Here is an 11,798-nt window from a genome sequence, read left to right as displayed (position 1 = left end):
CAGCTTGCCTGGCGGCCTGCCGGAGCGGCACACGGCTTCCGGCCCGCGCGGCTCGTCTGCTACTGCTGACCAGGGTGCACATGAAGAACGTCGTCGAAGCGCTGTTGATGGGCTCATGGCTCCTGGCGGCCGCCGCGTGCGGCGACGACGGGCCGACCGAGCCGCCCTCGGGCACGGGAGGCGGCGGGAGCGGCGGCGGTGTGTCCGGGAGCATCCGTTGCCCCGGCTCGGACATCGTGTGTCCCGGGGGCGCGCGGTGTCAGATCGACGCCGCGGGCAAGCCGTCGGGCTGCGCCGCCGCGTGCGACGAGGCGCGCGCGTGCGGCGACGCGGTGTGCTGCAGCCCCGGCGCCACGTGCGCGCGCGGCAGCTGCGAGGCGGCGGACCTCGTGCTCGGCCCCCCGGAGCAGGGAGAGCCCGTCACGTTCGCCACGGTCCGCGTGGACGAGGACGCGTGCGAGCTGCTGCATGGGTGCTTCGGCGCGAGCGGCCGGCGGGCGCTCATGCGCTTCCACGTCTCGCTCGCGAACGCCGGCGACGTTCCGCTCGACCTCGGCGCGCCCTCGGAGAGCGACGTCTTCGAGCCGAACTTCTGCGAGGACAGCTACGTCGTCCCCCGCTTCTTCCGCGCGCGCCTCGGCCAGGGCGGCGCGGTTGTCGCCGAGGCCGAGCTCGACGCGCGCTGCGTCGCGATGCCAGGCGGCCAGTACGGCTGCAACGCGCAGGGCCTCGGCCCGGGAGAGCACGTCGAGCAGCCCGGCACCGTGGCGTGCAACGCCCTCGACGTGACCGGCGTCCCGGCCGGGCTCTACGAGCTCGAGATCACCGTGAACCCGAACAGGACCGTCGCCGAGGCGCGCTTCGACAACAACACGATCGTCCTCCCGGTCGATTACCCCGCCTGCGACGGCGCCATCTGCGGCGGCGCGTGCTGTCCCAGCGGCCACGCGTGCGAGGCCGGCGTCTGCATCGTGCCCGACCTGCGCCCGAACAGGCAGCGCATCGTCGACACGATCCGGTTCTCGTACCAGACGTTCCCCAGAGACGCCTGCGAGCTCATGGAAAGGTGCATCGGCGGCCCGGGCCGGCGGCATCTCCTCGAGTTCGAGGGGCGCGTCGAGAACGCAGGGCCCGGCCACCTCGACCCCGGCCCCGAGTTCAACAGCCCGCTCTTCGAGTATGCGCAGTGCCACCAGCACTTTCATTTCCTGGACTTCACCGATTACAGGCTGGTGGACGCGGAGGGCGAGGTCGTCTCCCTGGGGCACAAGCAGGCGTTTTGCCTCGTCGACATGGAGCCCCTCGATCCTTCGTCCCCCGCGCCGCGGGGCTACCCGACCTCGGGAGGCATGGGGTGCAACTTCCTGAGCGCGGGCTGGGCCGACACCTACGACGTCGGCACGCCATGCCAGTGGGTCGACGTGACGGACGTGCCCGAGGGGGACTACACCCTCCGCGTCACCGTCAACCCCATCGGCGCGATCGCCGAGCAAGCGATCGAGAACAACTTGGTCGAGGTGCCCGTCCACGTCCCGGCGTTCGCGCCCTGCGAGCCCGAGCCGGAGATCTGCGGGGACGCGGTGGACCAGGACTGCGATGGGCTCCCCGACGACGGCTGCGAGGGCGAGGGGTGCGCCTCCCCGGTGCCCGAGGTGTGCGGCAACGCGGTCGACGAGAACTGCAACGGCGTCCCGGACGACGGCTGCGCGCCGATCCCGGGCGCCGACAGCTGCGAGACGCCGGGGGAGCTGGCGGGCTCGATGGATTACGCGGCGGAGATCACGGCCGGGAACACCTCCTACGTCGCGCTGCCATGCGGCGGGAGCGGCGGCGAGGTGTTCTTCCGGTTCACGCTCCCGTCCGACGAGGTCGTGTACCTCGGCACCCTGGCGTCGGACGTCGACACGGCGCTCGCGGTGCTCGAGGGCGACGGGTGCGGCGGCCCCCCCGTCGGCTGCGCGGCCAGAAGCTGCGGCGACGCCGCGCCGGGCGCGCACTTCGCGGCCAGGCTCCGGGCCGGGACGTACACGGTCGTGGTCAAGGCCGCGCACCCCGAGGCGCTCGGCACGGTCCGCCTCAGGTTCCAGCGCGCGTCGTGCCTCGGCGAGAGGGCCGGGGTCATCTCGGGCAGCGGCCTCATCAGCGGCGACACCACCGGGGCGCCGATCCCTCCCAGCTCCCTGTGCGGCGCGAGCAGCCCTGAGCAGACGTTCTATGTCCCCGTCTGCCCGGGGATGTCCACCGTGGTGTCCTCGTGCGGCCTGACCGACTTCCCGATGACGATCAAGACCGCGGACGACGCATGCAATCCCATCAATATCGAGTGCTTCGGCCCGCTCAGCGCATGCGCGGGCGAGAGGGAGGGCGTGAACTCCCGGATTTACGGGGCACGACCGGGAGGGAGCCTCGGCGCCATCACCGTGAAGGGGCGTACTCCGGTGGATTTCGGGCCGTACCAGATCTTCGTCACGCCATTCCAGTGACAGGGGCGCGCCGCGGGGCGTGAACACACAGCGCCGCGCCCCCATTCCACGAGCGAAGTTTGCGCTCGACCTCGGGCAATCTGCGCTAAAACCGCGCTCATGCGAGCCCACCATCGGTCCGAACGGACGCGCCTCCGGGCGCTCTCGTCCCTGTCCAGCGCGCTCGTCGCCGCGCTCGGCCTGACGTTGCCCGCCTATGCCGCGCCCCCGGCCGCAGCGCCGGCGCAGCCTGCGGCGGCTCAACCTGCGGCCAAGCCCACGCCCGCGGCGGCGCCGGTCGCGACGAAGGCGCAGCCCGCGGCGGCGGCGACCAGCGTGAGCGTCGCGATCCCCGTCGAGAAGTACACGCTGGAGAACGGGCTCGAGGTGGTCCTGCACGAGGATCACCGCACGCCCGTCGTGGCCGTCAACGTCTGGTACCACGTCGGCTCCAAGGACGAGCCGCGGGGGAAGAACGGCTTCGCGCACCTGTTCGAGCACGTCATGTTCCAGGGCTCGAAGCACGTGGGCGAGGACATGTTCTTCAAGTACCTGGAGCGGGCCGGCGCGAGCGAACGCAACGGGACGACGAACAGCGACCGCACCAACTACTTCGAGACCGTCCCCGCCAACGAGCTCGCGCTGGTGCTCTGGCTGGAGAGCGACCGGATGGGGTGGCTGCTCGACCACGCGAACGACGCGACCTTCACGAGCCAGCGCAACGTCGTGAAGAACGAGCGCCGCCAGAACTACGAGAACGCGCCCTACGGCCTCGTGCCGCAGTTCCTCCGCGCGGCCCTGTTCCCGGAGAGCCACCCCTACCACCTGCTGACCATCGGCACGCCCGAGGATCTCGACGCGGCGCATATGGACGACGTGAAGGCCTTCTTCCGGACGTTCTACGTGCCCAACAACGCGACCCTCGTCGTGGCGGGCGACATCGACCGGAACAAGGCGAAGGAGCTCATCCAGAAGTACTTCGGCCCCATCGCGAAGGGCGCCCCGCCGCCCGTGGCGACGAAGCCCGACCCCGGCGACCTCGCGACCGAGAAGCGCCTCGACATCGAGGCGGACGTCGAGCTGCCCCGCGTGACGATCAGCTGGGTGACGCCGCCGAGCTTCGCGCCCGGCGACGCCGAGCTCGACCTCGTCGCCAACGTCCTCGCCTCGGGCAAGACGAGCCGCCTCTACAAGAAGCTCGTGTACGATCTCCAGATCGCGCAGGACGTCTTCGCGTTCCAGCAATCGAGCCAGCTCGCCAGCACCTTCCAGATCACGGCGACGCTGAAGAAGGGCAAGTCGCCCGAGCAGGCCCTGAAGCTCATCGACGCCGAGCTCGAGCGGCTGCGCAAGGCGCCGCCGACCCAGGACGAGCACGACCGGGCCCAGGCCAAGGTGCTCTCGGAGCTGGTCTTCAGCATGGAGCAGGTGACGGCCCGCGCGAACGCCATCAACAACTACAACCAGCTCACCGGCGATCCGGGGTACTTCCCGAGGGACGTGGCCAGGTACGAGAAGGCCACCGCCGCCGACCTGCAGAAGGCGACAGCGGATCTCCTGCCCCAGGGCAGGCGCGTGATCGCCCTCGTCACGCCGAAGGCGGGCGCTCCGAAGGCCGGGCGCCTCGTGAAGCAGAGCGGGGCGGCGACGCCCGCGGCGGCCGCGAAGCCCACCACTGCGGCGCCGTCGGCAGCGGCGAGCGTGCAGCCCGCGGTCGCGGCGCCCGCGGCCCCGCCGGCGGGCGCGAAGCCCGCGGCCGGGCCGGCGACCGACAAGCCGGCGGCCACGCCGGCCATCATGAAGCCCGCTGGCGACAAGCCCGCGGTCGACAAGCCTGCGGCCGGGCCGGCCGCGCCGAAGGGGGGTTGAGCCCATGCGCATGAAACGAACCGTCTCCGCCTCGCTCGCAGCCGTGGCGCTCGCCGCCTGCGCTCCGGTCACGTCGACGCCGCCCCCCGCGCCCCCCGGCGCGCAGCCCCCCGCGGCGGCGCCGCCCGCCGCCGCGGCGGCAGACGATTTCCGCAAATCGCCGCCTTCCCCGGGGCCGGACGTGGTCTTCCGGCCGCCGCAGATCGAGGAGGCGAAGCTCGCGAACGGGATCCGCGTCCTCGTCGTGGAGCGGCACGAGCTGCCGATCGTGGCCGTGGACGTGACGACCGTCCGCGGCGCCGATCAGGCCGAGCCGGGCGTCGGCGCGTTCGCGGGCGCGATGCTCATGCAGGGCACCAAGACCCGCAGCGCGCTCGCGCTCAGCGACGCGCTCGGCAAGCTCGGCGCGAGCTTCTCGTCCGCGGTCGGCTTCGACGGCGGCGGCGTGCAGGGCCAGAGCGTGACGCCGCGGTTCGGCGAGATGCTCACGCTGCTCGGCGACGCGTACATGAACCCGGCCTTCGCGCCGGCGGAGATCGAGCGCGAGCGGTCGCGCCGCATCACCCAGCTCGCCGAGATGAACGATCGCCCCGCGTCGCTCCTCTCCATCGCCCAGGCCCGGGTCCTCTACCCCGAGGGCCACCCGTACAACGCGCCGCTGATCGGCACCGAGGCGGCGCTGAAGAAGATCACGGCGGGCGCCCTGGCGAAGTTCCACGCCGCGCAGTTCCGGCCGGAGCTGACGACCGTCGCCATCGCCGGGGACATCACGAAGGCCGACGCGGTGAAGGAGGTGGAGCGGGTCTTCGGCGCCTGGAAGGGCCCGGCCTCCGCGCCGCCCGCCCCCGCGAAGGCGGCGATCCCCGCCGATCCGCCGGCGCTCGCCGCGGGCGCGCCGCGCGTCGTCGTCGTCGACCGGCCAGGGCTCACGCAGTCGACCGTGACGGTGGCGCTGCCGGGCGTGCCGCGCGCGACGGCGGACTACGACGCGCTGCTCGTGATGAACACGCTCCTCGGCGGGCAGTTCTCGAGCCGGCTCAACCTGAACCTGCGCGAGAAGCACGCCTACACCTACGGCGCGCGCTCCGGCTTCGACATGCGCCACGGAGCGGGCCCGTTCTCCGCGGGCGGCGCCATCGTGCGGGAGAACACGGGCCCCGCCGTGAGGGAGATCTTCGCGGAGATCGACCGGATGCGGAGGGAGCCCGTCACGAGCGAGGAGCTCGCGGACGCCAAGGCGAACCTCATCCGCCAGCTGCCGGCGCGCTTCGAGACGGCGGACGCGACAGCGTCGACGATCGCGGGCCTCGCGGTCTACGATCTGCCGCTCGACGAGTACGCGACGCGACCGGCGAGGCTCCAGCGGATCACGCCCGCGGACGTGCAGCGGGTCGCGCAGAAGTACCTCGTGCCCGAGCAGCTCCGGGTCGTCCTGGTGGGCGACGCCGGCGCTGTCGGAGAGCAGCTCTCGGCGTTGCAGCTCGGTGAGGTCATCGTGCAGAAGGCGCCAGGCGTGACGGCCGGACCGGCGGCGGCGGCCAGCAAGCCGGCGGCGCCCGGCAAGCTGTCGGCCCCCGCCGCGCCCCAGGCTGCAAAACCCGCGGCGCCCGCGCAGCCCGCCGCGCCCCAGGCTGCGAAGCCCGCGGCGCCCGCGCAGCCTGCCGCGCCCCAGGCTGCAAAGCCCGCGGCGCCCGCGCAGCCCGCCGCGCCCGCGCAGCCTGCCGCGCCCCCCGCAGCGAAGAAGCCGTGAGGTACGCCGCGCCGCTCGCCTGCGTGTGCGCGCTGGCGTGGAGCGCGCCCGCCGCCGCCCAGGCGGGGCCGGCGGCCCCGGACTGGGCGTTCGGCGCGCCGGGCGGCGAGGCGGCCCTCGCCGCGGCCTGCACCGCGTCGCTCGCGACGTACCTGCTCCCCCAGCGGCGCTCCGCGTGGGGCGCCGCCTCGAGCGAGGAGCGCAACGACGCGATCGGCCTCGCCAGCGATATCACCGGCGCCGCGGCGGGCACGCTGCTCCTCCTCGGCGGCGGGTACGCCCTCGAGGGCAGCTACCTCGCGGGCGCCGGCGTCCCCCGCCCCTACGCGCGGGCGCTCAGGACATCGCTCATCGAGGTCGAGGCGGTGGCGCTGTCGACCGGCCTCTCGAACGTGATCAAGCGCCTGTCGGGCCGGTGCCGGCCGCGCTCGTGGCGGACCGATCGGTGCGGCGAGACCGACCTCGATTTCGACGCCTTCCCCTCGGGTCACACGACCCCGGTGGCCGCCATCGCGGGCGCGCGCCTGAACCTCGCGCTGCGCACGACCGGCGACGCCGCGCCGCGCCTCGGCGCGCTGGCCCTCGCCGAGGCGGCCACGGTGGTGACGATGGCGCTGCGGATCGGCGCCGGCGCGCACTCGTGGCAGGACGTCGGCGCCGGCATGATCCTGGGCCACGTGACGGGCTTCGCGATCGCGGCCGTCCACCCGATCCAGCCGAGCGAGACCCGGTACGCGGCCGGCGTGATGCCCGGCCCGCCCCCCGAGCCCGCCGCGGTCACCTGGTCGTGGGCGTTCTGATGCCACGTCGAGAGGCCGCCAGGAGCGGCGGTGATGTGCGTGCGCTCCTCGAAGAGGGGCGTGAGGCGATCCATGCTCGCGCATGCCCACCTTCGAGAAGCGCACGCGCATCGCCGCGCCCCCCGAGCGGGTCTTCGCCTTCCACGAGGAGCCTGACGCCCTCGAGCGCCTCACGCCTCCCTGGGAGCACGCGCGCGTGCTGGAGAAGACGGGCGGCATCCTCGTCGGCGCGCGCGTGGTCGTGGAGACGCGCGTCGGCCCCGTCCCGCTGCGCTGGGTCGCGGAGCACACGCAGTACGAGCGGGGGCGGATGTTCCAGGACACGCAGCGCAGCGGGCCGTTCAAGCGCTGGGTGCACACGCACCGCATGGACCCCGACGGCTCGGGCGGCTGCTACCTCACGGACCGCGTGGAGTACGAGCTCCCGTTCGGCGCGCTCGGCCGGCTCGGCGGCGGCCTCTTCGTCCGGCGCAAGCTGGAGCGGATGTTCGACTACCGCCACGAGGTGACGCGACGGGCCTGCGAAGCCCCGCCGCGGTAGCCCGCTCGCCGACCGCCGCGTCCGCCACACGGCGCGCGCGCGACCCGCTGGTTGCCAGGACAGGCGCCGGGCCCAGGTTCCTCGCAATGCCGCGGCGCCCGGCGACGGCAGGAAAAAGGAGCATGGCTATTTGCCATTGCGGCCAGTGCGGCGCGATCCATCAGGTTGTGTTGCGAGTCCAGCGAGGCAGGCGCGCCGTTGGCGGATTGTTTGATTACGCGCCGGTCGATGCGCGCATTTGGATTTCTGCGTGCCCCCGAGCGCTGCTGTGGAGTGGGCGCGGGAGGCGAGCAGAACTTGGCCGCTCACCACCCTTTCGGCGTAGTCACGCGCGGTGCCGAGCACACCGCATGAGGTCCTGATCGTCGCATTGCGTGAGCAGCCGGGGCTGCTCGGCGCGCTCGTCTCCAAGCTCACCGGCGTGCAGCTGCCGCGACGCCTCAAGCCCGCCGACGCCACGCTCCGCTTCGTGAAGCCGGCGGAGCTGCGGCTCGATCTCGTCCTTCATGGCGGCCGGCGCCGCTGGGTCCTTGTCGAGCTGCAACGCAGCGTCGACCCGGCCAAGCGCCGCCGGTGGCCCCTCGCGGCCAGCCTGCTCTTCAGTCAGACCGGCGCGCTCGGCGACGTGATCGTCATCACCGCGCGCCGCGCCGTCGCCCGCTGGGCCGAGCGCGTGGCGTGCGTGCGGACGCGCCTCGGGACCTTGCTCCAGCTCAAGCCGGTCGTGCTCCACCTCGGCCACGACGAGGGCAAGGCGCTGCTCGACGAGCGCCACCCGGAGCTCGCGCTCTTCGCGGCCTGGGCCATGCAGCACCGCCATGGGCCTCGGGCGCGCGCCGTCGTCGAGCGGGCATTCGAGCTGACCGAGCGGCTGCCGCGCGCGTTGCGACGGGCCCAGCAGCGTGCGATCCTCTCCGTGCTCAGCGAGCGGATGCTGGAGCTCCTCAGAGAGGCATCGATGAATCCCGACAAGATCCCGGAGACACCCGCTGCCCGGAAGCTCCGCCTCTTCCTCGAAGCACAGGGACGGAAGAAGGGCCGGGCCGAGGGCGAGGCCAAGGGCCGAGCCGAAGGCCGAGTCGAGGGTGAGGCCAAGGGCCGTCAAGACGCGCTGCTCACGCTGCTGCGGGCACGCGGGCTCTCCCCCTCGCCTGACGACGAGGCGCGTATCCGGGCTTGCGCGGACGCGGCGAAGCTCGATCGGTGGATCGCGCAGGCGGCCACGGCCACGACGGTGCGAGAGGCCCTCGGGATGAAGGCCCCGGCCGTTAGGGCTCGCCCCCGCACGCCGGGTCGTCCCCCGCCGGCCTCCCCGTCGCGCTCCTGAGGCGCCCCGCCGGCCTCGCTCACCTCACCCCGCCGGCCTCGCTCGCCTCACCGCACCCGCCGGGCCAGCGTGCCCCGCACAGCCGAGCTGGCGCGCACGCAGCGTTCGCTCAGGTCGTCCCCGGGGCGCGCGGCGCGGAGCTCGCCTCCCCTCGCCCGAACGCAGCGGCCGCCGCCCCGCCGCGCGACGCCCGGTAGCGCGCCAGCTCCCCGAACTGCGCGAGCCGCGCGCGCACGATGTTCCTGCTGATGCCGAGCAGCCTGGCCGTCTGGAGCTGGTTGCGATCGCAGTAGCGGTACGCCGTCCGGATGATCGTCTCCTCGATCTGCTCGTGCAGGTTCGGCAGGTTCTGCTCGAACATCGCGAGCAACGCGCCCTCCAGCGCCGTCGCCTGCGGCGTCGGCCTGACCTGGGACACGGCGCCCGTCGCCCCCTCCTCCGGCGGAGGAACGCTCGCCCCGGCCTTCGGCAGGAGCGCCGTGAGGCGCAGATCCGCCGGGGTGATCTCCTGGCCTTTGCAGACCAGGAGCGCGTGGTGCATCGCGTTCTCGAGCTCCCGGATGTTCCCGGGCCACGGGTGCCCGAGGAGCCGCGCCGTCGCCTCCGCCGTGAGCACGACCGGCCCCGAGCCGAGCCGGTGCGCGTAGAGCTCGAGGAAGTAGCGCGCCAGCGGGAGGATGTCGCCCGGCCGCTCGCGCAGCGGCGGGAGCGCCAGCGTCGCCACGTTGAGCCGGTAGAAGAGATCCTCGCGGAACTTCCGCGCGATCACCGCCTCCTCCAGGTTCACGTTGGTCGCCGCGATGAGCCGCACGTCGATCGGGATCGGCTGGCGCGAGCCGAGCCGCACCACCTCGCGCTCCTGCAGCACGCGGAGCAGCTTGACCTGGAGCGGCAGCGACAGATCCCCGATCTCGTCGAGGAACAGCGTCCCGCCGTCCGCCGCCTCGAACCAGCCGGCCTTCGAGGTCGTCGCCCCCGTGAAGGCGCCCTTCTCGTGGCCGAACAGCTCGCTCTCGACGAGGGACTCCGACCAGGCTCCGCAATTGACCGCCACGAAGGGCCGCCCCCGCCGGTGGCTCAGCGTGTGGATGTGACGGGCCACGATCTCCTTGCCCGTGCCGGTCTCCCCCGTCACGAGCAACGTCGCGTCGCTCGGCGAGAGCTGCCGGATCCGCTCGAGGATCGCCTGCGAGCGTGGATCCTCGAAGACAAGCGCCTTGGCGCGCACAGAAAGGGCCGGCGAGCTCGTGTTGGGAAGCGTGAGCAATGGCATCGTCATCGGGCTTCACTCACCATAATAGCGGATGGTTCGTCCATTATAACGGATGGCCCTGCCATGCGCCAGAGATCTTTCTCTCCGGCGCGGCTCCAGCGGCTGTCCCAGATGGCTTCGGGCCTTCCGTCACGCTGCGCCTCGATCCGTCGCGCTAGGCCTCGAGGAGGTAGCCGCGCACCTCGTCGACGAGGGCCTTGATCTCGTGATCGGTGCGGGACCTCGGGCGCGGCGCGCTGACGGGGACGACGTGCTTGATCCTCCCGGGCCGCGGCTCGAGCACGACGACGCGATCGCCGAGGAACACCGCCTCCTCGACGTCGTGCGTGACGAGGATCATGGTGATCTTCTCCTCCTGCCAGATGCGCTGGAGCTCCTGCTGCAGCTTCGCGCGGGTCAGCGCGTCGAGCGCGCCGAACGGCTCGTCGAGCAGCAGGATGCCTGGCCGGTTGACCAGCCCTCGCGCGATCGCCGCCCGCTGGGCCATCCCGCCGGACAGCTGGTGCGGGTATGCCCGCTTGAACCCGGACAGGCCCACGAGCTCGAGGTGCTCGTCGACCGCGCGGGTCTTCTCGGCGTGCGTCCACGCCGAGCTCTCGAGCCCGAGCGCGACGTTCTGCTCGATGGTGAGCCAGGGGAAGAGCCGGTGCTCCTGGAAGACGATGCCCCGATCGAGGCTCGTCCCCTGGACGCGCGCGCCGCCGACGAGGATGTCGCCCTCGTAGTCGCCGTCCAGCCCGACGAGGAGCCGGAGGAGCGTCGATTTGCCGCAACCGCTCGTGCCCACGACGCTGATGAACTCGCCGGGGTGAATGGTCAGGCCGATCCCCCGGAGGACCTCCAGGGGCTTGTCCTTGACCACGTACTTCTTGCTGACATCACGAATGTTGATGACTCCAGGCGAGCCCATGAGTTCCTCCTCGAAGCAGACGAAGCAGACGGAATCAGAGGTTGAATACGTTGGCGACGCTCACACGCCGCGGACGCGCCATCGCAACAGGCGGTCTTCCGCGGCCTTGGCCAGCGCGTTCAGGCCGAAGCCCACGAGGCCGGACACGATCAGCCCGACCAGCACGACATCCATGGCGAAGCGCTCGCGCCCGTCCACCATCAGGCTGCCGATCCCGGGCGCGGGCTCGAGCAGGTACTCGGCCCCGAGCGTGCCGAGCCACGCGTAGATGAGCCCCTGGTGCACGCCCGCGAAGAGCGACGGCGCGGCGGACGGCAGGATGACCTTGCGGAGGGTCTGCCACCGCGAGAGGCGGAGCACCCGCGCCACCTCGATGTGCTCGACACCGACGCTGCGCACGCCTTCATAGGTGTTCACGACGACCGGGTAGAAGGCGGAGAGCGCGATGAAGGCGATCTTCGCCTGCTCGCCCACGCCGAGCCACACCGACATGAGCGGGATCCACGCGAACAGGGCGACCTGCTTCGCCGCGTGGAAGCTCGGTGAGAACAGCTTGTCGGCGGTGCGCGAGACGGCGAGCACACCGCCGACGGCGCCGCCCGCGACGATCCCGAGCGCGAGCCCAAGGAGATCCCGGACGAGGCTGGCGCGCAGGTGTGCCCAGAGATCGCCGCTCTCGTGCAGCGCGCTCGCGGCCTTCCAGACCGCGAGCGGCGGGACCAGGATGCGGGTGTTGGCGAGCTCGTAGCGGCAGACCACGAGCCACGCGACGAACAGCAGGACGGGCAGGACCAGGCCGCGCCGCAGCCGCGGCTGGATCAGAGCATGGGTGATGGCGCTCATCGTGTGTGTTCTTCGGTGAGGTG

Annotated in this window: 9 protein-coding genes; 6 read left to right on the top strand and 3 right to left on the bottom strand. The window is 72.5% G+C overall.

Annotated elements, in window-relative coordinates; all coding sequences use genetic code 11:
- The first annotated feature begins 80 nt into the window (after positions 1-80).
- From WMF46_RS07305 to WMF46_RS07280, 6 genes are all read left to right on the top strand, one after another.
- The gene (locus tag WMF46_RS07305) at positions 81-2,483 is read left to right on the top strand and encodes a lysyl oxidase family protein (protein WP_437984946.1); all 2,403 of its coding nucleotides are present in this window, start codon (positions 81-83) and stop codon (positions 2,481-2,483) included.
- Positions 2,484-2,582: 99 nt separating this feature from the next.
- On the top strand, positions 2,583-4,331 hold the full coding sequence (locus WMF46_RS07300) for a M16 family metallopeptidase (RefSeq protein ID WP_437984945.1): 1,749 nt from the start codon (positions 2,583-2,585) through the stop codon (positions 4,329-4,331).
- Positions 4,332-4,341: 10 nt separating this feature from the next.
- The gene (locus tag WMF46_RS07295; RefSeq protein ID WP_437984944.1) at positions 4,342-6,081 is read left to right on the top strand and encodes a M16 family metallopeptidase; all 1,740 of its coding nucleotides are present in this window, start codon (positions 4,342-4,344) and stop codon (positions 6,079-6,081) included.
- Positions 6,078-6,881 carry a phosphatase PAP2 family protein gene (locus WMF46_RS07290; protein WP_437984943.1) on the top strand — a complete coding sequence of 268 codons (804 nt, stop codon included), beginning with the start codon at positions 6,078-6,080 and terminating at the stop codon, positions 6,879-6,881. The genes WMF46_RS07295 and WMF46_RS07290 overlap by 4 nt, the downstream gene beginning before the upstream one ends.
- An 82-nt stretch (positions 6,882-6,963) precedes the next feature.
- Complete coding sequence (locus tag WMF46_RS07285; protein WP_437984942.1) at positions 6,964-7,422, top strand: SRPBCC family protein; 459 nt, start codon at positions 6,964-6,966, stop codon at positions 7,420-7,422.
- Between the two features lie 334 nt (positions 7,423-7,756).
- Positions 7,757-8,749, top strand: a complete 993-nt coding sequence (locus tag WMF46_RS07280) for a hypothetical protein (RefSeq protein WP_437984941.1) — start codon at positions 7,757-7,759, stop codon at positions 8,747-8,749.
- A gap of 109 nt (positions 8,750-8,858) precedes the next feature.
- Here WMF46_RS07280 and WMF46_RS07275 read toward each other — a convergent pair whose 3' ends face one another.
- The 3 genes from WMF46_RS07275 to WMF46_RS07265 all read right to left on the bottom strand — a co-directional run bounded on the left by WMF46_RS07275 (position 8,859) and on the right by WMF46_RS07265 (position 11,775).
- Positions 8,859-10,022, bottom strand: coding sequence for a sigma-54 interaction domain-containing protein (locus tag WMF46_RS07275; protein ID WP_437987866.1), 1,164 nt, complete (start codon positions 10,020-10,022; stop codon positions 8,859-8,861).
- A gap of 154 nt (positions 10,023-10,176) precedes the next feature.
- Complete coding sequence (locus tag WMF46_RS07270; protein WP_437984940.1) at positions 10,177-10,932, bottom strand: ABC transporter ATP-binding protein; 756 nt, start codon at positions 10,930-10,932, stop codon at positions 10,177-10,179.
- 60 nt (positions 10,933-10,992) lie between these two features.
- Entirely contained in the window at positions 10,993-11,775 is a 783-nt protein-coding gene (locus WMF46_RS07265; RefSeq protein WP_437984939.1) for an ABC transporter permease, read from the bottom strand.
- Between the last annotated feature and the right edge of the window lie 23 nt (positions 11,776-11,798).

The sequence above is a fragment of the Sorangium sp. So ce117 genome, from assembly GCF_051524395.1.
Taxonomy (GTDB): Bacteria; Myxococcota_A; Polyangia; order Polyangiales; family Polyangiaceae; genus Sorangium; species Sorangium cellulosum_B.
Note: the sequence above shows the minus strand (reverse complement) of the source record. Positions and strands in the feature narration are given on the sequence as shown.

What these genes read in the sequence shown, in the direction of transcription:
- WMF46_RS07295 (WP_437984944.1), top strand. Translation starts at nt 4,342, where the DNA reads ATGAAACGAACCGTCTCCGCCTCGCTCGCAGCCGTGGCGCTCGCCGCC.
- WMF46_RS07275 (WP_437987866.1), bottom strand. Translation starts at nt 10,022, where the DNA reads ATGCCATTGCTCACGCTTCCCAACACGAGCTCGCCGGCCCTTTCTGTG.
- WMF46_RS07270 (WP_437984940.1), bottom strand. Translation starts at nt 10,932, where the DNA reads ATGGGCTCGCCTGGAGTCATCAACATTCGTGATGTCAGCAAGAAGTAC.
- WMF46_RS07300 (WP_437984945.1), top strand. Translation starts at nt 2,583, where the DNA reads ATGCGAGCCCACCATCGGTCCGAACGGACGCGCCTCCGGGCGCTCTCG.
- WMF46_RS07285 (WP_437984942.1), top strand. Translation starts at nt 6,964, where the DNA reads ATGCCCACCTTCGAGAAGCGCACGCGCATCGCCGCGCCCCCCGAGCGG.
- WMF46_RS07265 (WP_437984939.1), bottom strand. Translation starts at nt 11,775, where the DNA reads ATGAGCGCCATCACCCATGCTCTGATCCAGCCGCGGCTGCGGCGCGGC.
- WMF46_RS07305 (WP_437984946.1), top strand. Translation starts at nt 81, where the DNA reads ATGAAGAACGTCGTCGAAGCGCTGTTGATGGGCTCATGGCTCCTGGCG.